This window comes from Finegoldia dalianensis (assembly GCF_046255015.1).
Lineage (GTDB): Bacteria > Bacillota > Clostridia > Tissierellales > Peptoniphilaceae > Finegoldia > Finegoldia magna.
Genome location: NZ_JBDLBQ010000003.1, coordinates 58,923 through 79,004, shown reverse-complemented (window position 1 = coordinate 79,004; position 20,082 = coordinate 58,923). Strand labels below are relative to the sequence as shown.

The 20,082-nt window shown below is 32.2% G+C and carries 20 protein-coding genes; 1 reads left to right on the top strand and 19 read right to left on the bottom strand.

The genetic code is table 11. The features are described 5' to 3' along the window. Positions 1-41 precede the first annotated feature (41 nt). From ABDJ34_RS04155 to aroF, 11 genes are all read right to left on the bottom strand, one after another. Positions 42-998, bottom strand: coding sequence for a 3D domain-containing protein (locus ABDJ34_RS04155; RefSeq protein ID WP_412701486.1), 957 nt, complete (start codon positions 996-998; stop codon positions 42-44). A gap of 413 nt (positions 999-1,411) precedes the next feature. Then, entirely contained in the window at positions 1,412-1,792 is a 381-nt protein-coding gene (locus tag ABDJ34_RS04150; protein ID WP_002835162.1) for a hypothetical protein, read from the bottom strand. After that, a complete protein-coding gene (locus ABDJ34_RS04145) occupies positions 1,785-3,092 on the bottom strand; it encodes a coproporphyrinogen III oxidase (RefSeq protein ID WP_412701485.1) in 1,308 nt (435 codons plus the stop codon). Before ABDJ34_RS04145 ends, ABDJ34_RS04150 begins: the two co-directional genes overlap by 8 nt. Positions 3,093-3,144: 52 nt before the next feature. After that, positions 3,145-4,188 carry a ribonucleotide-diphosphate reductase subunit beta gene (locus ABDJ34_RS04140; RefSeq protein WP_412701484.1) on the bottom strand — a complete coding sequence of 348 codons (1,044 nt, stop codon included), beginning with the start codon at positions 4,186-4,188 and terminating at the stop codon, positions 3,145-3,147. Positions 4,189-4,216: 28 nt separating this feature from the next. Continuing rightward, positions 4,217-4,645 (bottom strand): type II 3-dehydroquinate dehydratase, encoded by a 429-nt coding sequence (gene aroQ, locus ABDJ34_RS04135; protein WP_412701483.1) that lies wholly within the window; start codon positions 4,643-4,645, stop codon positions 4,217-4,219. Next, entirely contained in the window at positions 4,626-5,837 is a 1,212-nt protein-coding gene (locus ABDJ34_RS04130) for a shikimate kinase (RefSeq protein ID WP_412701482.1), read from the bottom strand. Before ABDJ34_RS04130 ends, aroQ begins: the two co-directional genes overlap by 20 nt. Beyond that, entirely contained in the window at positions 5,834-6,085 is a 252-nt protein-coding gene (locus ABDJ34_RS04125; protein ID WP_412701481.1) for a chorismate mutase, read from the bottom strand. The genes ABDJ34_RS04130 and ABDJ34_RS04125 overlap by 4 nt, the downstream gene beginning before the upstream one ends. Further along, positions 6,061-7,152: a chorismate synthase gene (aroC, locus tag ABDJ34_RS04120; RefSeq protein ID WP_412701480.1), complete on the bottom strand. Its 1,092-nt coding sequence runs from the start codon at positions 7,150-7,152 to the stop codon at positions 6,061-6,063. Before aroC ends, ABDJ34_RS04125 begins: the two co-directional genes overlap by 25 nt. Next, the gene (locus ABDJ34_RS04115; protein WP_412701479.1) at positions 7,136-8,332 is read right to left on the bottom strand and encodes a 3-phosphoshikimate 1-carboxyvinyltransferase; all 1,197 of its coding nucleotides are present in this window, start codon (positions 8,330-8,332) and stop codon (positions 7,136-7,138) included. Before ABDJ34_RS04115 ends, aroC begins: the two co-directional genes overlap by 17 nt. After that, the gene (aroB, locus tag ABDJ34_RS04110) at positions 8,322-9,353 is read right to left on the bottom strand and encodes a 3-dehydroquinate synthase (protein ID WP_412701478.1); all 1,032 of its coding nucleotides are present in this window, start codon (positions 9,351-9,353) and stop codon (positions 8,322-8,324) included. The genes ABDJ34_RS04115 and aroB overlap by 11 nt, the downstream gene beginning before the upstream one ends. Continuing rightward, positions 9,341-10,342 carry a 3-deoxy-7-phosphoheptulonate synthase gene (gene aroF, locus ABDJ34_RS04105; RefSeq protein WP_094210087.1) on the bottom strand — a complete coding sequence of 334 codons (1,002 nt, stop codon included), beginning with the start codon at positions 10,340-10,342 and terminating at the stop codon, positions 9,341-9,343. The genes aroB and aroF overlap by 13 nt, the downstream gene beginning before the upstream one ends. Before the next feature lie 92 nt (positions 10,343-10,434). Here aroF and ABDJ34_RS04100 point away from each other — a divergent pair, with 92 nt between their 5' ends. Next, positions 10,435-10,806 carry a DUF6483 family protein gene (locus tag ABDJ34_RS04100; protein WP_094204014.1) on the top strand — a complete coding sequence of 124 codons (372 nt, stop codon included), beginning with the start codon at positions 10,435-10,437 and terminating at the stop codon, positions 10,804-10,806. Between the two features lie 30 nt (positions 10,807-10,836). Here ABDJ34_RS04100 and ABDJ34_RS04095 read toward each other — a convergent pair whose 3' ends face one another. The 8 genes from ABDJ34_RS04095 to ABDJ34_RS04060 all read right to left on the bottom strand — a co-directional run bounded on the left by ABDJ34_RS04095 (position 10,837) and on the right by ABDJ34_RS04060 (position 20,052). Then, the gene (locus ABDJ34_RS04095; RefSeq protein WP_110057791.1) at positions 10,837-11,685 is read right to left on the bottom strand and encodes an aminoglycoside 6-adenylyltransferase; all 849 of its coding nucleotides are present in this window, start codon (positions 11,683-11,685) and stop codon (positions 10,837-10,839) included. A gap of 5 nt (positions 11,686-11,690) precedes the next feature. Next, the gene (locus ABDJ34_RS04090; RefSeq protein ID WP_412701477.1) at positions 11,691-12,335 is read right to left on the bottom strand and encodes an HAD hydrolase-like protein; all 645 of its coding nucleotides are present in this window, start codon (positions 12,333-12,335) and stop codon (positions 11,691-11,693) included. Positions 12,336-12,484: 149 nt separating this feature from the next. Beyond that, positions 12,485-13,660: an ABC transporter ATP-binding protein gene (locus ABDJ34_RS04085; RefSeq protein WP_412701476.1), complete on the bottom strand. Its 1,176-nt coding sequence runs from the start codon at positions 13,658-13,660 to the stop codon at positions 12,485-12,487. Between the two features lie 9 nt (positions 13,661-13,669). After that, positions 13,670-14,905 (bottom strand): ABC transporter ATP-binding protein, encoded by a 1,236-nt coding sequence (locus ABDJ34_RS04080; protein ID WP_002835178.1) that lies wholly within the window; start codon positions 14,903-14,905, stop codon positions 13,670-13,672. An 11-nt stretch (positions 14,906-14,916) separates the two neighbouring features. Further along, a complete protein-coding gene (locus tag ABDJ34_RS04075; RefSeq protein WP_316103487.1) occupies positions 14,917-15,834 on the bottom strand; it encodes an ABC transporter permease in 918 nt (305 codons plus the stop codon). 9 nt (positions 15,835-15,843) lie between these two features. Beyond that, the gene (locus ABDJ34_RS04070; protein WP_094223720.1) at positions 15,844-16,770 is read right to left on the bottom strand and encodes an ABC transporter permease; all 927 of its coding nucleotides are present in this window, start codon (positions 16,768-16,770) and stop codon (positions 15,844-15,846) included. A 72-nt stretch (positions 16,771-16,842) separates the two neighbouring features. Next, positions 16,843-18,498, bottom strand: coding sequence for a peptide ABC transporter substrate-binding protein (locus tag ABDJ34_RS04065; protein WP_412701475.1), 1,656 nt, complete (start codon positions 18,496-18,498; stop codon positions 16,843-16,845). Between the two features lie 537 nt (positions 18,499-19,035). Further along, a complete protein-coding gene (locus ABDJ34_RS04060) occupies positions 19,036-20,052 on the bottom strand; it encodes a threonine aldolase family protein (RefSeq protein WP_412701474.1) in 1,017 nt (338 codons plus the stop codon). Positions 20,053-20,082: the final 30 nt, after the last annotated feature.

The window sequence follows — 20,082 nt, the reverse complement described above, 5'->3', positions numbered from 1 at the left end:
TGAAATTCATCGCCTTCATTAATCGTAGTAATAATATTTAATTAATTTAAAATTGTAACTCTAACAGTTCTTCTTCCCCAATTATTGCTTTGAGATTTTGAGCCAAATACTAAGTCTATTCTATTTCCTTTAATAGCTCCACCAGTATCTTCTGCTCTAGCGTATCCATAACCTTCAATGTACAATCTAGTTCCTAATGGAATAACTCTAGGATCCACAGCTGCCACACCATATCTAATTGCCGTTCCCATTGCAGTTGTAGAATATCCACCATTTTCTGCAGGATCTGAAGTATAAGCAGTAGATCTCATTGTGATAGTTCTTCCTGAAACATTTTGAGGAGCTGATTGTGCTTGTTGTTTTTCCTTCTTAGCTCTTTCTTCTTGTTCTTTTTTTCTTTTTTCTGCAAGTTTTTGAGCTTGGATTTTTCTTTCTTTTGCTAATCTCTTATCTCTATCTGCTGGAGACTCCTTTGTTGTATTCTTTGCAACAATATAAGCAGTTCTTCCGAAATAAGTAATTCTCAAATTATCTTCATCGATATGCCCCTTGATTTCTGAGTCTTTGTCGATTACTCCCAATTCTTTTGATTCTTTTTCTTTTGAATCGAAAACTTTAGTTTCTTCGTTAACCCATCCTTCAAATTTATCTGGATCTGGTTTAACTTCTTTTTCTGACAAATATGATTTATAAATAAAACCTTCGAATTTTTTGTCATATTTTGTGAAATTTACTTTCGCAAAAACTTCTCCGATTTTTTCAACTTTTACAGTGTCACCTTGTTCTAATTCTCCGATTATTTTACTATGTTCATTTTCTTCCTTAAACAAATCTGTATCATCATTTATCCAATATTTTTTTGATTGTATATTTTCACTTGATTTTTGTTCTACTTTAACATTATTTAAATCTTTTGCTTGTGAATTTGATGGTACAAATGCTAATAAACTTGTCATAATGACAACCGAAGAATTTAAAATTAACTTTCTAAAATTCATTTGTATCTCCTCTTTCTTTTTTAGATTTTTTTGTGTTTATTTTTTACTACCCAGCTATTTTATTAAACCAAGAAAAATAATTCAAGAAAAAGGAACATATTTTTGCCCATTTAAACGATATTTGTTTTCATTAGAACTCTTTGTATCTATTCGCTTAAATTTTAAAATTGTTAAATGCTTGAAAATTAAGGGTTACAAAAAGGTTACAATAAATTTTAATTTCATTTGTTAATTGAGTACAATAGTCTAAAATATTTCATTTTTGTAATATTTGAAGTGCTTTTGACTAGATTTAGAAAAAATTGTCATTATAAAACCAAAAAAATCCCCATGAAAGTTATCCAAAACAAGAAATTTTGAATTACAATCATGAGGACTATGTCATATATTATTCAATTGAAAACATTGAAGTTCTACAATTCTCCCAATTCCTTTTTCAATTCATACACTAATTTATTCTCTAGTTTTTCCACATCCATTACGAAATTCATCAATCCGCCGAATAATGATTTGTTGTGAAGTTTCATATCAACATCCACAAAACTTCCTGAATTTGTATCTCCAAAATCAAAATTCAAATATCCATCTATGCTTTTGGAGTTTAAATCGATGTACATTTTTTCGTTTTCAACGATTTCTTTTATAGTGTAGGTCATTGTAACTCCCAAGTTATCTATTACGTACTGATTTTCAACTCCCGTTGGTTTTGAATTGTCTAATAATCTATCTTTTATCGTTTGGAAAACTCTACTTTTATCCGATTTGAATTCTTCTCTTTTCTTTAGTTCACCCATTGATGATTTCCACCTTTCTTTTTATTATTCCGTCTAATTTTTCTGAATAATCTCTTAAATTTTTGTAGTTTGTGTATTTTATTATATCATCTTTTATGATTTTAGAATTAGCAGTCATTCCAAATCCTATTATGCTTTCTAATTCTTCATTGATTACGATATTGTATCTGGAAGGAATATCTCTGCAATAGCCGATATTTTCCATGTTATTCAGAATATTTTTCTGACGATATAAATAATACGGACGATAACTATTTTGAAATGTCCATTTTTTTATCAATTGCATTTGTTTCTCAGCAATATTTTCTTCAAAATTTCCCTTGTCGTATTGTTGTGAGTATTTACTTCCTTTTTTTATCGACAGTGTGTGAAAAGTTATATTATCAGGTTGTAGCTGTCTTAGAATTTCGAGGTTTTTTTCTGTATTTTTCACATCATCATACAATAATCCAAGTATAAAATCCATATTTATCACAAATCCCAAGTCTTTAGCTTGAGTGTACAAATCAAACAAGTTCTCATTATTTTGAATTCTTCCCATAGCTTTCAGTGCTTTTTCGTTAAAAGTTTGTGGGTTCAAGCTAATTCTTGTCACGTTGTACTTTTTTAACAATTTTAGCTTGTCAAAGTCCAAGCTATCTTCTCGTCCAGCTTCAAATGTGTATTCAACCAAGTTTTCTGAAACAAAACAGTTTTCAATAACTTTCAATAATTTTTCAAGCATTGTGTAGTCTAAACTAGTCGGAGTTCCACCTCCAACATAAATTGTTTTAATTATGTTTTTGCCCATATTTTTTGAGACTTCGGTTATTTCTTTTAATAGATACCCCAAGTATTCTTCTCTTCTGTCGTTATTTTTGTAAACAATAGTAGGAAAGGAACAGTAATCGCAACGGCTTGGGCAAAAAGGAATATTGATGTAAATGTTGTAGTTTTTCTCATCAAAATCTAAGCTAGACTGAACCTCGTCGATGTCTCTAAGTAATTTCAAATTCTCATCATTAATTAAATACATTTGTTTTAATTCTTCGTCTGTATGATTTTTCAAAATCTTAGATGGTTTCGTTCCTGTTAATATTCCCCAATCATTTGTATAATTGTATCTTCTTGAAAATATGGCATAGAGTATTCTTTTTAATTCTAATCTTGTAGTGAATGGATAAGTTTTATCTTTTTTCACATAATCTTTTCCTACTACAAAATCACTTTCAGCAAATTCTAGATTTTGTTTGGAATCAAATATCGTAAAAATATCTATGCACTCTTTTTGATATCTTTTGTCTTCTAATTGTATTTTCATATGCTTAAATCAAATAATCCGGCATTTCCTGTATAAAAATGCCGGGTATATTTTATAAATCGTCTTCTATTATAGCTGACTTAGAATAAGCTGATGGTTTTGCTTCGAAGAAATCTGTCTTGATTTTATTTGGGTCAGAATATTCGCTTACCCATTTCATTGAAGGAATTTCTCTTTCGTAACCTGGATAGATAACTCCAAAACCAAGTCCTGTTGATCTCAAATTACCCAAGTATTTGATGTAATCTTCAACCATTTTGATAGACAACCCTTGGATTTTTTCACCGATAACGTATTTTGCCCATTCAATTTCAGCTTCTGAGCCTTGTTTTATCATTTCTTTGTATAGTGCATTTTTTTCTTCAGTAAATAATTCTGGACGTTCTTTTTTCAAATCTAAAATCATCGATCTGAACAACCACAAGTGAGTGTTTTCATCTCTGTTGATGTATCTGATTTCTTGAACGGTTCCTGGCATTTTGCCCATTCTTCCCAAATTATAGAAGAACATAAATCCAGAATAGAAGTAAATTCCTTCCAAGATATAATTTGCGATGAGAGCTTTCATGAAGTTTCGTTCGCTTTTTTCTTCAAAAAAGTCGTTGTATTGATCGCCAATGAATCTATTTCTTTCTAACAAAAACTCATCATCCTTCCATTGATACAAAATGTCTGTTCTTTCTTCTGGAGAACAAATCGTATCCAAAATATAACTGTAAGATTGTGAGTGAATAGATTCTTGGAATGCTTGAATGGATAAGCACAAGTTTATTTCATTAGCAGTGATGTATGCTTCCAAATTTGGAAGTTGTGCAGTTTGTAAACTATCCAAGTAAATCAAAAACGATAAAATCTTGTCGTAAGCAATCTTTTCGTCTTCCGATAAATTTCTGTAATCTTTGATATCTTGATTCAGGTTGATTTCTTCTGGAATCCAGAAATTATTCATAGCTTGTCTGTACCATTCACTTGTCCAAGAGTATTTTATGTTATTAAAATCGTTCAAATTAGTAGTATTGCCATTAATTATTTTTCTCTTTGATAATTCAATATCTCCGTGTTCATTAAATAAACCACGTTTTTGTAATTCGTCCATTGCTCCTCCTTGATTTTTCATACCTATATTATATTCTATTTAAGAAAAAATCGATAGCCTCAATATATCCATCTGCTCCTTTTCCTTTGATAACTTTTTTTGCAAAAAGTGATACATAAGAAAGTTTTCTGAAATCCTCTCTTTCATCTACATCTGATAGATGCACCTCAACTGTGTCTACATCTACAGCTTTCAATGCATCCAAAATCGCAACAGAAGTATGCGTGTATGCTGCAGGATTGATGATTATTCCGTCTGCTTTTTTGTAAGCACTTTGAATAATATCTACGATTTCTCCTTCGTGATTCGATTGATAAAGCTCTACATCTATTTGATTTTTTGCGCAGTATAAGTTTATCTTGGATTCAATGTCTTGTAATGTCAGCTTACCATAAATTTCAGGCTCTCTTATGCCAAGCATATTTAAATTCGGTCCATTAATAATATATAGTTTCATTGAAATCCTCCACGATTAATTTGGCGGTTTTTTTTGCATTGTAATTGTTGAAATATTTATCACTGAATCTTCGATACAAATAATTTCTGTTTTGTCTAATCTCACGCATAGTATTCGTTTTGTAAATCGGCCTGTTTTTTCTGGATAATTTACTGTTCGGTCTGTCAATCCAATAAACAACTGAATTTTGATGAAGATAATAAAAATTCTTCTTCACAGTTACAGCCCCTCCCCCAGTTGCGATAACCAAGTTCTTTTCCTTGGAAAATTCTTCTAAAACTTCAGACTCTATTTTTCTGAAATATTTTTCGCCTTGTACTGCAAATATATCATTAATATTTCCGTATCTTTCTGTGATGATTTTGTCGATATCCACAAGTTCCTTGTCAGTGTTTTTTGCGATAATTTTAGCAACTGTACTTTTACCACTTCCAGGCATTCCAACCAGTGCAATATTCATATTTTTTGTTCTAATTTTCTGTACGATATTTTCTACAACATCATCGTCTATTTTTTTAGAAGTAAAAATCTCACACGCTTTGACAGCTTGATACACCAGCATTCGCAAACCATTGTCGTTAGGAATTTTAAGTCTATCGCAATCCATTAAAATGGAAGTTTTGTTCGGATTATAAATCACATCGAACACAGCTTTTGGTCTGATTTTCCCTAATTTTATAACTGATTTCAAATTATTCGGATACATTCCCACTGGAGTTGCGTTGATTAGAACGTCGCAGTTTTTATAATAATGTACATCTTCAAACTTATGCTCACCTTTTCGTGAAATCACTTTAATAGTTCTTGCCTGAAGTCTTTTCGCGCACTCTACGGCTGTTTTGCTTGTAGCTCCATCACCTAAAATCACGACTTCTTTACCTTTCAAATCGACAATTCGACTAATCATATACTCCATTCCGTCGATGTCGGTGTTATATCCTTTGATAGTATCAGAAAATTTAATCGTATTTACGCATCCGATTTTCTTCGCATCTTCACTCATTTCGTCCAAGTATTTTATGACGTCTTCCTTGTACGGAATAGTTACATTGATTCCATTGATATCCTTTCTTTTGAAAAATCTATCCAAATCATCTTCTTCAAAATATTCGTATTTGTAGTATCCTAATAGTTCGTGAATTTCTTTGGAGTAGCTATGCTTTAAAGATTTTCCTAATAATCCGTATTTCATTTCAAATTATCCTGAATTTTTTTTGATTCTAGTAAAATTTTGGATTCAACTTCCTTTATATTGTCGCGGTATTTTAAATTTATTTGTTCTATTTTTTCAAAAATTTCCTTTTCTCTCGATTTGTCTTCTGTTTCAATATTATTCTTTGTTTTAAAATCGCCAATTTCAGAACAAATCTCAAATCTTTTCTCTAATAATCTGGCGATTTCAGAATCAATTTTATCTATTTCTTTCCTAAATCTTTCCATCCATACTCCTTTAACAAATCGTAAATCACAAATGCAGTGATTGATTCCATCACGCTTACAGCCCTTATTCCAATGCTTGGATCGTGTCGTCCTTCAACAGTAAGCTTAGTATTTGTTTTGTTTTTCAAATCAACAGTATCTTGTGTCAATCCAATCGATGCTGGTGGTTTGAACGTAACTAAGGAAATTATCGGCATTCCCGTCGAAATTCCTCCCAGTATTCCTCCGTTATAATTCGTTTTTGTTTTAATTTGTTCGTTTTCTATATAATAGCAGTCATTCACAACAGATGCATTTGATTTGTCGAATGATTTCCCCAAACCAAATTCAACCGATTTTACTGCTCCAATTCCAAAATAACTTTGTGACAACCTAGATTCAATCGAATCAAAAAGCGTATCTCCAACTCCCGCTCTCAAATTATACACAACAGTTTCGACACTTGAGCCAACGGAATCTTTTCTATCTCTCAATTCTTCTATTTTGTCATCTATTTTATCAATTATTTCATCGTTTATTACTTCGATTTTCCTATTCTTCAAATAACTGTAGTCTGTAAATTTTAAATCATCAAATCGTTCATCTACAATATCTCCCAGTGAATACAAATGGCTGAACACATATATGTCGTGTTCCTTCAATATTTCTTGTGCAATAAATCCTGCCACGTTAATGACTGCAGTCAATCTTCCAGAAAAATGTCCACTTCCATTGATATCGTTGAAACCATTGTATCTAACAGTTGCTGGATAGTCTGCATGCGATGGCCTTGGAGTATTGTAAATATTTGAATAATCTTTTGAGTGCTGGTCCGAGTTTTTTATAATAAAAGATAACGGAGCACCCGTTGTTGTATCATTCAAAATCCCCGATACGAACTCAACTTCATCTGATTCTTTTCTAAGTGTAGTGTTGGATTTTCCGGGAGATCTTCTTTTCATATGTGCTCTCAATCTTTCGTGGTCGATTTTGATTCCTGGATCAACTCCATCAATCACGCCACCAATCATCGAGCCATGAGACTCTCCCCACACAGTTAACTTAACTAATTTACCTATCGATGACATCGCTACCCAACCTTTCTACTTCATCAAAAAACGATGGATAAGATTTTTTCACAGCTTGCCAATCTTTTATTTCAACTTCTTTTGTAATGATAGATGCTATTGCAGCCGCCATTACAATTCTGTGATCATCACAAGAATTTATAACTGCAGGCTTCATTTCTGATTTGTAGATTACGAGATTATCTCCTTCTATCTCGCAGTTTACGCCGAATGATTTTAACATATCGTAAGTTGATTGAATTCTATCCGATTCTTTTAACCTCAATCTTTTAGCGTTTTTTAGCACCGATTTGTCGCATTTTTGAGACAAAACCACTGCCAAAATCACAAATAAATCTGGTGTTTGTGATATATCTATTTCACAGTAATCTCTGTTTTTATTTATTTTTTCTAATAATTCAACTATTTTTCTATCTGCTTGAACTGAGTCCATGTTTAAGTTCTGAACGTTTATATCTGCACCTAATTCATTTGCACACAAGAAAAACGCTGCGTTTGACCAGTCTCCTTCTACGATAATTTCTCCAGGTGATTTTAATGCACCTGATTCGACTATTACTTTATCCCACAAAATCTCAGATTCCACTCCAAATAATCTCAAGCATTCTTGTGTGATTTTGATATATCCAGTTGATTCAAGTTGTGATGTCAATTTGATTTCACAGCCACCAATAAGTGGTGCAATCATCATAATCGCAGAAATATATTGGCTGGATACATCGCCAGGAAATTCAAAATCAATTTTGTGAAAAGTTCCATCAACTGTAAAAGGAAGTTTATCTTCACTAAAAGTAAGCCCCGATAATTTCAATTGATCCATCAATTCTTTTATAGGCCTATCTTGTAATCTACCAGTGCATTTTACGTTAGTTTTTTGAGATAAGAAGCTAATCAATGGAAGCAAAAATCTCAAAGTTGAACCCGAATCATTTACATTAATATCGGACACATCTTTTTGAAAAAACGAAGGATGAACTGTAACTTCATTTTCGTTTATGTCGATTTCAACTCCCAAATTTCTCAGACAATCAATAGTTGTCATTATATCGTTTGAGAATTCATTAATGATAATTGTTGTATCGGTATCTGCAACACTTGCTAAAATCATAAACCTGTGCGCAAATGATTTGGAAGATATAGCTTCCACTGTTCCCTGTAAATTGTCCGTTTTAATCTTCATAAATATCACTCAAAACCTTTTTATAATTCGATTTGTTCATACTCAAAACCGTACAGTCTCCGATTTCTTCGGAAACTATCAAACTAATCATGTCTTTTGTGTTTTTCTTATCGCGAAGGCTAACTTCATAGACATCTTCCACAGAATAATCGTAATTATCATTCAAATTATATATTTTCAAAACTTCCAAGATTCTGTTGTAATCCTTGCTGTATTTTTTCGCCATACACTTCATTCCGAAAGCCACGGCATGTCCATGCATAACATTATAATCGGACAGTTTTTCGACAGCATGTCCTAATGTGTGCCCGTAATTTAATAATCTTCTTAAATCGTGCTCCAACTTGTCTTGGAGCACGATATCTTTTTTAATGCTCACACAATTCTCCACAATTTCCGATAAATTGCTTTGTTTAGTGTATCTTTTAGAACTTATCATGTCGAATAATTCTTCATCAAAACAAATCGCGTATTTGATAATTTCCCCGAAACCATCTTCAAACACGTAATCGTCTAAAGTTTTCAGCAAAAGTGGATCAATAATGCAAAGCTTTGGATCTTTGAACGCTCCAATTAAGTTTTTCCCAGTTGGCAAATCAATCCCAGTTTTAGAGCCCACGGATGAATCCACCATTGACAAAACAGTCGTAGGAATTTGAATGAAATCAATCCCACGCATAAAAGTTGCAGCTACAAAACCAGCCAAATCTCCAACGACTCCTCCACCAAAAGCAATCACAGTGTCATTTCTGTGATAAGACATACTCATGTAAGTCATTATTTTTTCGTACTCTGATAAACTTTTGGAAGATTCTCCCGGTTTTATAACGTAAAATTCATGTTCAATCTCCAATTCATCTAATAAAATATCCAATGTTTTGTGGTGATACCTATCGACATTTTCATCGGTAATAATAATTGCCTTTGATTTTATGAAATTTTTCAAATAATCGCGTGATAGATTCAAAGCATCAAGACCAACTATTAAATCATAATTTTTGACATTTATTACTGAATACATTGTCTTAATTTCCTTACTTTTCTCATTATAGTTCTAAATCTTTCGCAAGTGACAGATTGTGGTCCATCGCTAAGTGCATTTTCAGGATCATTGTGAACTTCAATCATAAGTCCATCGCAGCCTGCAGCAGTCGATGCAAGTGATAATGGTTCAATCAAAGTATATTTGCCGCTCGCGTGTGATGGATCCATAATTATAGGAAGTTGTGACAATTCCTTCATCACAGAAATAGCTGAAATATCCAATGTATTTCTAGTGTAGCTTTCAAAAGTTCGAATTCCTCTCTCACACAATACGACATTTTCGTTGCCACCCGTCATAATGTACTCTGCGCTCATTATCCATTCCTTGTAAGTAGCACTCAAACCTCTCTTTAGTAAAATCGGTTTATCTGAATGTCCCAACTCTTTAAGCAAGGAATAATTTTGCATATTTCTAGCTCCAACTTGCAACATATCGACATCGTTGAAATAATCCAAATCAGACAAATCCATTATCTCTGTAATAATTGGAAGTCCAGTTTCTTTTTTTGCTTGGATTAACAAATCGATTCCCTTTTTGCCTAATCCTTGGAAAGCATAAGGCGAGGATCTAGGCTTAAAAGCTCCGCCTCTAAGGATATTTGCTCCGTTTTCCTTCACGCTTTTAGCAATCGTAATAATCTGTTCCTCGCTTTCAACAGAACATGGCCCTGCCATCACGCAGAAATTTCCGTCACCTATTTTTACACCATCGACATCGACAATTTTAGGTTGTGGATGGTATTTTTTGTTTGCCTTACTGAAAGGTTCTTCTATTCTAATAACCTTGTCCACAATATCAAAGCGTGATATTAGCTTTTCATCAATGCTTGAAGTATCTCCTATTAACGAAATAATCGTGTATCTATCGCCAACAGTCTCATCAACTCTGACGTTTTGTTCATTTAAAAAATCTATTAGTTTTTTTACTTCCTTTTCGTTAGGATTTCTTTTTAATTTTACAATCATAATTTTCTCCGATAATCTTATTCTATTAATAGTATATCAAAACTGAGAAATTTAGTATAATATAAGTAGAGAAATTTAGAAAGAGTGATAATATGATAGAATCAAACGATTGGCTACTAAAACAAATCAACGTAGTCAGTGAATTTTTACAAAAATTATTTACAGATATGGAAAAAGGTAGAAAATTAAATGAGAATGAACAATATCAAAAAGATTCATTCGAATTTGAAAGATTGTTGGAAAATCTTATCGAAGAAGATAGAATTAACGATGCTGAAAATATTTTGTTCGAAAAGCTAGAAACAAATAATCTTATGTATGCAACAATCGCAACTAGATTTTATGACAAATTAAAAGGACTTTCCGATGAAAAACTTCAAAAATCAAACTACAGTCGTGACGAAATCCTACAAGGATTAAACGATATGTGTGATATGTTTGGTTTGGAAATATTCAAGGGATAAAAAAAGCTGGTTTTTTATAAACCAGTTTTTTTAATCGTATGATCTTTGCCATATATCTCTAATTTTTTGCATTATATCACGATCAACTCTCTTAGGATATTCATATCCCAGAAGCTCTGCGACATGAAGCCCTTGTTTTCTAAAAAGATCACATGATTTGAACAATGTACTCCACAGATTCTCTATTTCAGGAAGTGGATATGTTTGCAAATATCTTTCATAATGATCTTTTGGAAGATAAGTCTTGATATATTCGTAATTGTATCCTATATTAACATTGAAGTCGTAATTACTACCAATATAGTAACCAGTCATTTTATCTACGTTCTCTCTGACATGATAAAACATTTGAATGGCGTAGATTTCTTCTTTTCTATACAATCCTTTTGCAACATTCAATGAATTTATGAACATCTGATTGACTAGCGATTCAAATTCATGCTTAGTTGGCTTTAATTGTCTGAAACAAACATCTGATTTGGTGCTATTGCCAACTAAAACTTGGTCTTTGTCTACTAAAATTTCCGCCTGGCTATCTTCATTAATATAAGCTTGCATCGTGTTTTCCTTAATGAAAAATATTCTGATTTTAGAAATATCATTAAGCACAATAGTGTAGCTGATATTGTGAGGATTAATTTTATTTGTGTAGGTTAATTTGTCAGATTTTTCTAACATTAACACATCACCGAATAAGTTTTCAATGAAATGTGAATCCTTAAACTTTTCAAGATCACTTACTCCGAAAACAAAATGATAATCTGTGTTTTCGTCCTTTTTTAAAGTAGGATTAAGTCTTCTACCCGTTTCTATAAGACTTCTAACTTCTTCATTTTCTTTTGAAAATTCCATAACCGTATTTTTAATATTATTAACCATTCAAATCACCTATCATTTTGATTAATCACAAATTCATACACATCAATTGGATTATCTGCAACAAAAATCGCATTTTTATATTCCTCTGGATTTCCAAATCCATATCCTGCAGCAATTGATTTAATATTGTTAAGTCTTGCCCCTTCAATATCGTGATGTCTATCTCCAACCATAATCGATTCTTCTGGATTTATACCAGTTTTATCAATTAAATAAGCTATTACATCTTCCTTCTCTACTCTTGATTGATCCAAAGTCGCACCAGCAGTATATGAAAAATATTTCAACAAATTATTATCTGACAAAATTTTCCTAGCTGAAGATTCAACCTTACTTGTAGCCAAATAAATTTTATATCCTTCATCATAAAATTTGTGTATAGTTTCTACAATTCCATCGTAGAGTTCCATTTCTTTCATACCTTTTTTGAAATAATAATCTCTGAAATCTTCAATTCTTTCTTTACATTCAATTTCACTAAAACCCAACTCCATGTAACTGTCTTTTAAAGGTGGACCTATAAAAGATATAAGCTTACTTTCATCGTATTTGAAATTTATTTTATCCAAACTAAACTTAACAGCATTTACAATTCCCTCATAAGAATTCGTAATAGTACCATCAAGATCAAATATTATATTTTTAATCATAATTCCCCTCTCAATTTATTATATCATAGCAAATTTACTGTGGTGTATTTATAAATTAATTTTAGCACCAATGATTATTTTATCATATATTTGTTTTTGTGTTTGAATTTTGGGCAAAACAAAACCCCGCACATGGCGGGGAATATAATTTATTTTGTCATTCCTGTTGAATCGATGTTTCTAGCTTGTGCTTCATCATCTAATCTCTTGCCCATTTCTTGTTCAGCTGTTGATTCTTCAACTTTTTCTTGAACTTCAGATTGTGGTGCACGACTAAGCTTAGCATCTTGTTCTTTCATAGCCCTTATACCTTCGTCTAATCCTTTATCGAATAAGTGACAGGCTACAAAGTGTTTATCAGCAATTTCTTGTAGAACTGGTCTATCAGTTTTACAGATTTCCATTGCATAGTTACATCTTGTACAGAATTTACATCCTTCTGGTGCGTTAATTGGTGAAGGAATTTCACCTTGTAATTTAACACGTCCTTCGCTTGAAACATCAGGATCTGGAATAGGAATTGCAGAAATCAATGCTTTAGTATAAGGGTGAAGTGGTTGATTATAAATCTTAGTGTTTGAAGATACTTCTACCATACTACCTAAATACATTACGCCTATTCTATCTGAAATGTGTTTTACCATTGATAAGTCGTGAGAAATGAACAAATAAGTTAATTTCTTTTCTCTTTGTAATTCAATAAGTAAGTTAACAACTTGTGCTTGAATACTTACATCAAGCGCTGAGATAGGTTCATCACATACGATAAATTCTGGTTTTACTGCTAAAGCTCTAGCAATTCCAATTCTTTGTCTTTGTCCACCAGATAATTCGTGTGGGAATCTAGCTCCGTGTTCAGCGTTAAGTCCTACAGTTTTTAATAATTCAGTAATTCTGTTTTGAATATCTTTTTCTTGCATTTCAGGGAAGTGAACTCTGATACCTTCTCCAATGATATCACCAATAGTCATCTTAGAGTCAAGTGATGAGTATGGGTCTTGGAAAATCATTTGAGCTTTTTTCTTGAAAGCTTGTTCTTCTTTACTGCTCAACTTTGTGATATCTTTTCCTTCATATATAACTTTACCATTTGTAGGTTTATATAAGTTAATAACTGTTCTTCCGCATGTAGTTTTACCACATCCAGATTCTCCTACAAGTCCGAAAGTTTCCCCTTTATATATTTTTAAATTTACATTTTCAACAGCTTTTAAAGTCTTGTTTTTACCAACTTTGAAAAACTTATCCAAGTTTTCTAATTCAACAAGCACTTCTCTGTTTGAATAATCTATGTTCTTTTCTTTTATTACTTTAGTTTCTGACATAATTCACTCCTAATAAGGTCTTTCAACTTTTGGTGCTTGTTCGTGTGTTAACCAACATCTGCAAACATGATGATCTGAGTATCTTGTTTCAGGTGGTTTCTTTTCTCTACAAATTTGCATTGCATAATCACATCTTGCCGCAAATGGACATCCCGGAATTTCCATCAATAAATCTGGTGGAGTTCCACCTAATGAATACAATTCATTGTCTTTTGATGAATCAAGTCTTGGAACGCTCATCAACAATGCCCATGTATATGGGTGATGTGCATCTTTAAATATTTCTTGTACTGTACCAGTTTCCATGATTTCACCGGCATACATTACTTGAATTCTGTCTGCAAAGTCAGCTACTACACCTAAATCGTGAGTTACAAGAACTATAGAAGTATTTTTAGTATCTCTTAATTCTCTCATCAAATCCAAGATTTGTGCTTGAATAGTTACATCAAGTGCTGTAGTTGGTTCGTCAGCCAAGATTACATTAGGGTTACATGCCAATGCTATGGCAATCATAACTCTTTGTCTCATACCACCTGATAATTCGTGTGGATATTGTTTAACACGTTCTTCAGCATTAGGAATATTTACAGTCTTTAACAATTTAACAGCTTCTTTTTTAGCTTCATCTTTTGATAAATCAGTGTGCAATAAAAGAGATTCTGTAATTTGTTTACCTATTTTCATAGTTGGGTTAAGAGAAGTCATAGGGTCTTGGAAAATCATTGATACATCAGAACCTTTATATTCTCTTAATCTCTTCTTATCCATGTTAAGAACTTCTTCATTCATATATTTAATTGAAGATGGTTCTTTAATAACTGCTGATTGAGGTAAAATTTGAAGTATAGATTTACTTACTACTGTTTTACCACATCCAGATTCACCTACTAAAGCCAAAGCTTCTCCATCGTATATATCAAAGCTTACACCTCTTACAGCCTTTACTTCACCAGCATAAGTATTGAATGATACGTTTAAGTTATCTACTTCAATTACTTTTGGTCTGTTAGTGTAATCTTTTTCTACTCTAGCAGTTCTTGTAAGTTCTTCTGATAAATTTTGTTTTTCGTTCATATTTTTTTCTTCGTTAACTCTATCTTCTACAACTTCAGAGGAAACATATTTAGTTGTAGTTTCCACTTCATTATTTTCATTAATTACAGTTTCTTCAACTAATGTTTCTTCTGAAAGGTTTTGTTCTTTTTTTAATTCGTCTACATCTTTGTATTTATTCTTGCTCATGTTTTTTCCTCCTACTGTCTAAGGTTAGGGTCAAGCGCATCTCTCAAACCATCACCTAACAAAGTAAATGAAAGCATTGTTAACCCGATCATTAGAGCTGGGAAAAACAATTGATAAGGATAAAATTGGAATACTTGTTGAGCTTGTGAACACATAAGTCCCCAAGAAGTTTCTGGAGGTTGTACACCAAGTCCTAAGTAACTTAAGAAAGCTTCACCAAATATATATCCTGGAATATCAAATGAAATTGATACAAGTATTACGTTCAAAGTATTTGGAATAAGGTGTTTGATAATGATATCTTTGTTGCTTACTCCCAATACACGAGCTGCCATGATATAGTCTTGTTCTTTTAATGAAAGAATTTGACCTCTTACAAGTCTTGCAAGACCACACCATCCTGTGATAGTCATGGCTAAAATAAGTGTTCCTACACCATTTGAGTTTAAAGCCAATCTTAAAATGATTACTAATAATAGGTAAGGTATAGAAATCAATATTTCTACAATTCTCATCATAATTGTATCAACTCTTCCGCCAAAGAACGCAGAAGCTGCACCATAAATAGAACCAATTACAGTACCAATAATAGCACCTGCAAGACCTATTATTATGGAAATTCTACCACCTCTCCAAATTCTTGTGAATATATCTCTTCCAAGTTCGTCAGTACCGAACCAGAATTTTGAGCTTGGTGATAAGTTAATTTCTCCTACTAAATCTTCGTGAGAATATCCAGTTAACATCGGTCCGATGATAACCATTACAATTAAAAATACTAATATAATGAATGCAACTAAAGCTGCCTTGTTTTCTTTAAATCTTCTCCAAGCGTCAGACCAGTATGTAACTACAGGTCTTGCTATAAATTCAGATGTTCTATCGTCATCTGAAAGTCTTTGAAATTTGCTTTGATCTATTTTTTCCATACTAATCCCCTAATCTACAATTTTAATTCTTGGATCTGCTATTCCGTATAAGATATCTACAACTAATTGAGAGACTAAGAACAAGAATGCATAGAAAATTGTTGTACCTATAATCATAGGATAATCTCTGGCAGTTATAGAGTTTACAAAGTAACTTCCTAAACCTGGTATAGAATACATACTTTCAATAATGAAAGATCCTGTAAAAATACCAACGATTTGTGGAGCTATTATTGTGATGATAGGAAGTATAGCATTTCTGAATACGTGTTTTCTAATTACATTGAAGCCTGATACACCTTTTGCTTTTGCAGTTAGTATGTAGTCTTCGTTTAAAACTTCCAATACATTACTTCTCATGTATCTAGCATAAGTAGCTATTGAGCCAAAGCATAATGCTATTGAAGGCAAAATTGTATACTTGATTTCGTCTCCGTAGCCTGAAGTTGGAAACCAATTTAGTTTTACTGCGAAAGCGTATTGTAAAAGAGCCCCCAAAATAAATACAGGTATCGTAATACCCAAAATAGCCAATACACTGATAATATAATCTGGCACTTTACCCCTGTTTAAGGCCGCAAGAATACCAAAAATAATACCGATAGTAATACCTATTACCATGGCTTGTCCGCCAATTCTTCCAGATACTGGAGCAGTTTGAGCTATAGTAGTTTTAACTTCTCTACCTGGATATTTGTATGAAGCACCTAAGTCTCCATGCAATGCATTTTTTAAAAATATTGCATATTGTGTTGATACTGGTTTATCCAAACCGTATCTAGCTTTGTAGTTTTTGATTGTTTGCTCTGGAAGAGTTTTACCCATAGCAGACAATGGATCCCCTTGAATATTATGCATCAAGAAGAATGTTGCTGTTGTGATTACAAATAATGTAAGCACCATATACAAGATTCTCTTTATAAGATATTTTAACATGAGTCCTCCTATATACAATTAGTAGGCTGTTACAAATTATTTGTAACAGCCTGCCATTTGCTACTAGTTATTTTATTTTTTTTCTAAATAAGTGTCTTTGAATCCTGCTGTTGAGAATTGATTTACGTTAATATGTTTTACATAGTCTTGATAGTACATATTAGTAGTACCAGAAATTATTGGAATAATAACTGTTTCTTCAGCTAGGATTTGTTCAGCTTTCTTATACAATTCTACTTGTTTGTTTTTATCTTTTTCTTTGGCAGCGTCTCTGATTAATTTATCATATTCATCGCTCTTCCATCCAGTTCTAACTGCGTTAGCACTTGAAGTGAATAGAGACATCATTGCTGATGGATGGTTGTAGTCAGCAGTCCATGCTAAGTATCCCATTTGGTAATTACCTTTGTTGATTTTACCAGAAAGGATAGCCCATTCCATCATTTCCAATTTAACCTTAACACCAAGTTTGTTTTGGAAGTTTTGTTGGAAATATTCACCGAATTTCTTCAAATCTGGTGAGTTAGTCATAATTAAGCTTACTTCTAATTTAGATGGATCTGGATCCATTCCCAATTCTTTAAGACCTTCAGATAATAAAGCTTTTGGATCGCCTAATTTATCAGCCATTTCTTTAACAGGGTTTCCTGCCATTTCTCTGTATTTCAAATCTTCAATTGTAATAGCTTTTGGTACCCAGAAATAAGCTGGAGCTGATTTTCCTTTAAGAACTGTTTTGTTAAAGCCTTCTCTGTCTAAAGCGATATTGAATGCTTGTCTAACTTTTTTGTTCTTAAATAATTTATCTTGGTGGTTAACTGCGAAGTAATCTACTGCTGGAATATCAATTTTTTCAGTCTTAGTTCCTTCTCTCTTATCGAACTTAGAAGTCCATTCTGGTTTATTAGTACTTACACTCATTACTTCTCCAGATTGGAAAGCGTTCATCATAGTGTTTGTATCAGTAATAACTCTTAAGTTAACTTTTTCTAATTTAACTTTGTCTTTGTTCCAGTAGTCTGGGTTCTTTTCAAGAACCAACTTAGAGTTGTGAGTCCATTCAGTTAATTTGAAAGGTCCGCAACCTACGATAGTATTAGCTTCAGAACCGAATTGTTCACCGTGTTTTTCAACTATATCTTTTCTTTGTGGGAAACATACTCTGAAAGGTACGATGTTAATGAAATATTGTGCTGGAGCACCTAATTTGATTTCCAATGTTTTATCGTCAAGTGCTTTAACTCCTAATTTATCCAATGGAGCTTTTCCTGAGTTAACTTCTTGGAAGTTAAGTATATCAGCCAATAAGAATGATGAACCAGAACCTGTTTTAGGATCTACAGTTCTTTTAATACCATATTCAAAATCTTTTGCTGTTAATGGTTGACCATCTTCCCATTTTAAACCATCACGTATTGTGAATGTGTAAGTCATAGCATCTTCAGATACTTTCCATTCTGATGCTGCTGCTGCTTCTGGTTTCAATGTTAAGTCATCATTTTGAACCAATCTAATAAGTGGTTCATATACGTTATTAACAATTGTATTACCATAACTGTCGCTACCTTTTTGAGCATCAATAGAGTCAGGGTCTGCATTTAAGAAAGTATTATATACTGTGTTTTCTCCCTTAGCTCCTCCATCTTTTGAGCCTCCATTTCCACATGCTGTACCAGCAACCATAAGGCCGGCTAACATCAAGGCAACAAACCTTTTCTTGTTTCTCATTTACAATTCCTCCTTAAATATTTTAATTATATGAGAAAATCCGAATTAATCGTGAATACACATTTGAAAATATATAAGTTCTAGCATTCACTTTTTTCGTAATTTCATTATAACATGAATTTATGAAAATGATAACATAAACAACGTTTTTTCAAAATATTTTAATATTAAATTGTTATTTAATTGTCTTGTTCTGTTTTTTTATAGATTTTTTCGTTTTAATTTATCTTTGCAGGATTGTATACTTTTCGTAATAATCGCTATTTTATTGAAATATTGTTTTCATAAATTTCTCATTTGATATTTGTTATCATATCCGTTCTGAGTGAAATATTTTTACATTTTTGGGCGATATTTTTGTTATTTTTGTGTGAAAAATTTAATAAACGGATTTAAACAAATAAAAGATGAGATATTTTAGGAATTTATACCACAAAAGTATTTAGTAGTTTTTTGTAAATCATTGTAACTTTTTTGTAATATTTTTTTATTTTTAAAAAATCTCTATTAAAAAAGCGACCATTTAAGGTCGCAATTTTATAAGTCATTTATCAATTCATCTACCATGTGCTCTTCCGTAGACCATGATGTACAAATTCTTACATTTATGTAATCATCTGCTTTGTAATTTTCGCAAAAATTATATTTATGTTTTAATCTGTGATATCTTTCATAATCCATGTTGACGAATATTGTATTCGTAGTAGATTGAGTAGCTAACACATAGTCTTGTTCTTTTAATCTTCGTCTGATTCTGTCAGCCTGTTCATCTGCTTTTTCAGCTAATTTGAAAATTAAATCGTCAGTAAATAACTCTCTAAATTGAATTCCCAAAAATCTGGATTTGGCAATCAACATTCCAGAGCCTTTGATGTAGTTTTTAAAATGAAGCTTGAAATCATCTTTGTTTAATATCAACGCTTCTCCAAACATAGCCCCGCATTTTGTTCCGCCGACGTATGTTGCATCGACAATATCACAAATTTCTTTTAATGTTAGGTCGTTGTTCTTTGCAGCAAGAGCATACGCAAGTCTTGCACCATCCATGAATAAATACAGTCCATGTTTGTCGCAGACTTTTTTTATTTCCAAAAGTCTTTGTTTAGTGTATATCGTTCCAGATTCCGATGAATTGGTTATGTAAACCATTTTTGGAATTGGCTTGTGAAAATATGCAGGATCGTTCATTCTTTCTGATACAAACTTATCTATTACTTCTGGAATTAATAATCCATCTTCATCTTCTACTATTTCTATTTTGTGACCAATATCTTCAATAGCCCCTGTTTCTAATGTATTAATATGAGCATTATCACACGCAATTACACTTTCAAACGGTCTCAAAGATGTTTTAATCACAAGCTTGTTACAAGCTGTAGAACCATGTAGAAAATAAACGTCTTGATCTGAAATCTTTTTTCTGATAAGTTCTTTTGCTTGATGAGTGTATTCATCGTTGCAATAGCCTTGTTGTTGAACCATATTGGTTTCTTCAAGTGCTTTTATGATATTTGGATGAACTCCTTCTAGATAATCACAGTTAAAATTATACATAATTTTTCTCCTCAATCGACAATAATTAAT

What these genes read in the sequence shown, in the direction of transcription:
- ABDJ34_RS04115 (WP_412701479.1), bottom strand. Translation starts at nt 8,332, where the DNA reads ATGAAGATTAAAACGGACAATTTACAGGGAACAGTGGAAGCTATATCT.
- ABDJ34_RS04155 (WP_412701486.1), bottom strand. Translation starts at nt 998, where the DNA reads ATGAATTTTAGAAAGTTAATTTTAAATTCTTCGGTTGTCATTATGACA.
- ABDJ34_RS04065 (WP_412701475.1), bottom strand. Translation starts at nt 18,498, where the DNA reads ATGAGAAACAAGAAAAGGTTTGTTGCCTTGATGTTAGCCGGCCTTATG.
- ABDJ34_RS04130 (WP_412701482.1), bottom strand. Translation starts at nt 5,837, where the DNA reads ATGAAATACGGATTATTAGGAAAATCTTTAAAGCATAGCTACTCCAAA.
- ABDJ34_RS04140 (WP_412701484.1), bottom strand. Translation starts at nt 4,188, where the DNA reads ATGGACGAATTACAAAAACGTGGTTTATTTAATGAACACGGAGATATT.
- aroQ (WP_412701483.1), bottom strand. Translation starts at nt 4,645, where the DNA reads ATGAAACTATATATTATTAATGGACCGAATTTAAATATGCTTGGCATA.
- ABDJ34_RS04070 (WP_094223720.1), bottom strand. Translation starts at nt 16,770, where the DNA reads ATGTTAAAATATCTTATAAAGAGAATCTTGTATATGGTGCTTACATTA.
- ABDJ34_RS04090 (WP_412701477.1), bottom strand. Translation starts at nt 12,335, where the DNA reads ATGATTAAAAATATAATATTTGATCTTGATGGTACTATTACGAATTCT.
- aroB (WP_412701478.1), bottom strand. Translation starts at nt 9,353, where the DNA reads ATGTATTCAGTAATAAATGTCAAAAATTATGATTTAATAGTTGGTCTT.
- ABDJ34_RS04150 (WP_002835162.1), bottom strand. Translation starts at nt 1,792, where the DNA reads ATGGGTGAACTAAAGAAAAGAGAAGAATTCAAATCGGATAAAAGTAGA.
- ABDJ34_RS04075 (WP_316103487.1), bottom strand. Translation starts at nt 15,834, where the DNA reads ATGGAAAAAATAGATCAAAGCAAATTTCAAAGACTTTCAGATGACGAT.
- aroF (WP_094210087.1), bottom strand. Translation starts at nt 10,342, where the DNA reads ATGATTGTAAAATTAAAAAGAAATCCTAACGAAAAGGAAGTAAAAAAA.
- ABDJ34_RS04145 (WP_412701485.1), bottom strand. Translation starts at nt 3,092, where the DNA reads ATGAAAATACAATTAGAAGACAAAAGATATCAAAAAGAGTGCATAGAT.
- ABDJ34_RS04125 (WP_412701481.1), bottom strand. Translation starts at nt 6,085, where the DNA reads ATGGAAAGATTTAGGAAAGAAATAGATAAAATTGATTCTGAAATCGCC.
- ABDJ34_RS04095 (WP_110057791.1), bottom strand. Translation starts at nt 11,685, where the DNA reads ATGGTTAATAATATTAAAAATACGGTTATGGAATTTTCAAAAGAAAAT.
- ABDJ34_RS04060 (WP_412701474.1), bottom strand. Translation starts at nt 20,052, where the DNA reads ATGTATAATTTTAACTGTGATTATCTAGAAGGAGTTCATCCAAATATC.
- ABDJ34_RS04100 (WP_094204014.1), top strand. Translation starts at nt 10,435, where the DNA reads ATGATAGAATCAAACGATTGGCTACTAAAACAAATCAACGTAGTCAGT.
- ABDJ34_RS04085 (WP_412701476.1), bottom strand. Translation starts at nt 13,660, where the DNA reads ATGTCAGAAACTAAAGTAATAAAAGAAAAGAACATAGATTATTCAAAC.
- aroC (WP_412701480.1), bottom strand. Translation starts at nt 7,152, where the DNA reads ATGTCATCGATAGGTAAATTAGTTAAGTTAACTGTGTGGGGAGAGTCT.
- ABDJ34_RS04080 (WP_002835178.1), bottom strand. Translation starts at nt 14,905, where the DNA reads ATGAGCAAGAATAAATACAAAGATGTAGACGAATTAAAAAAAGAACAA.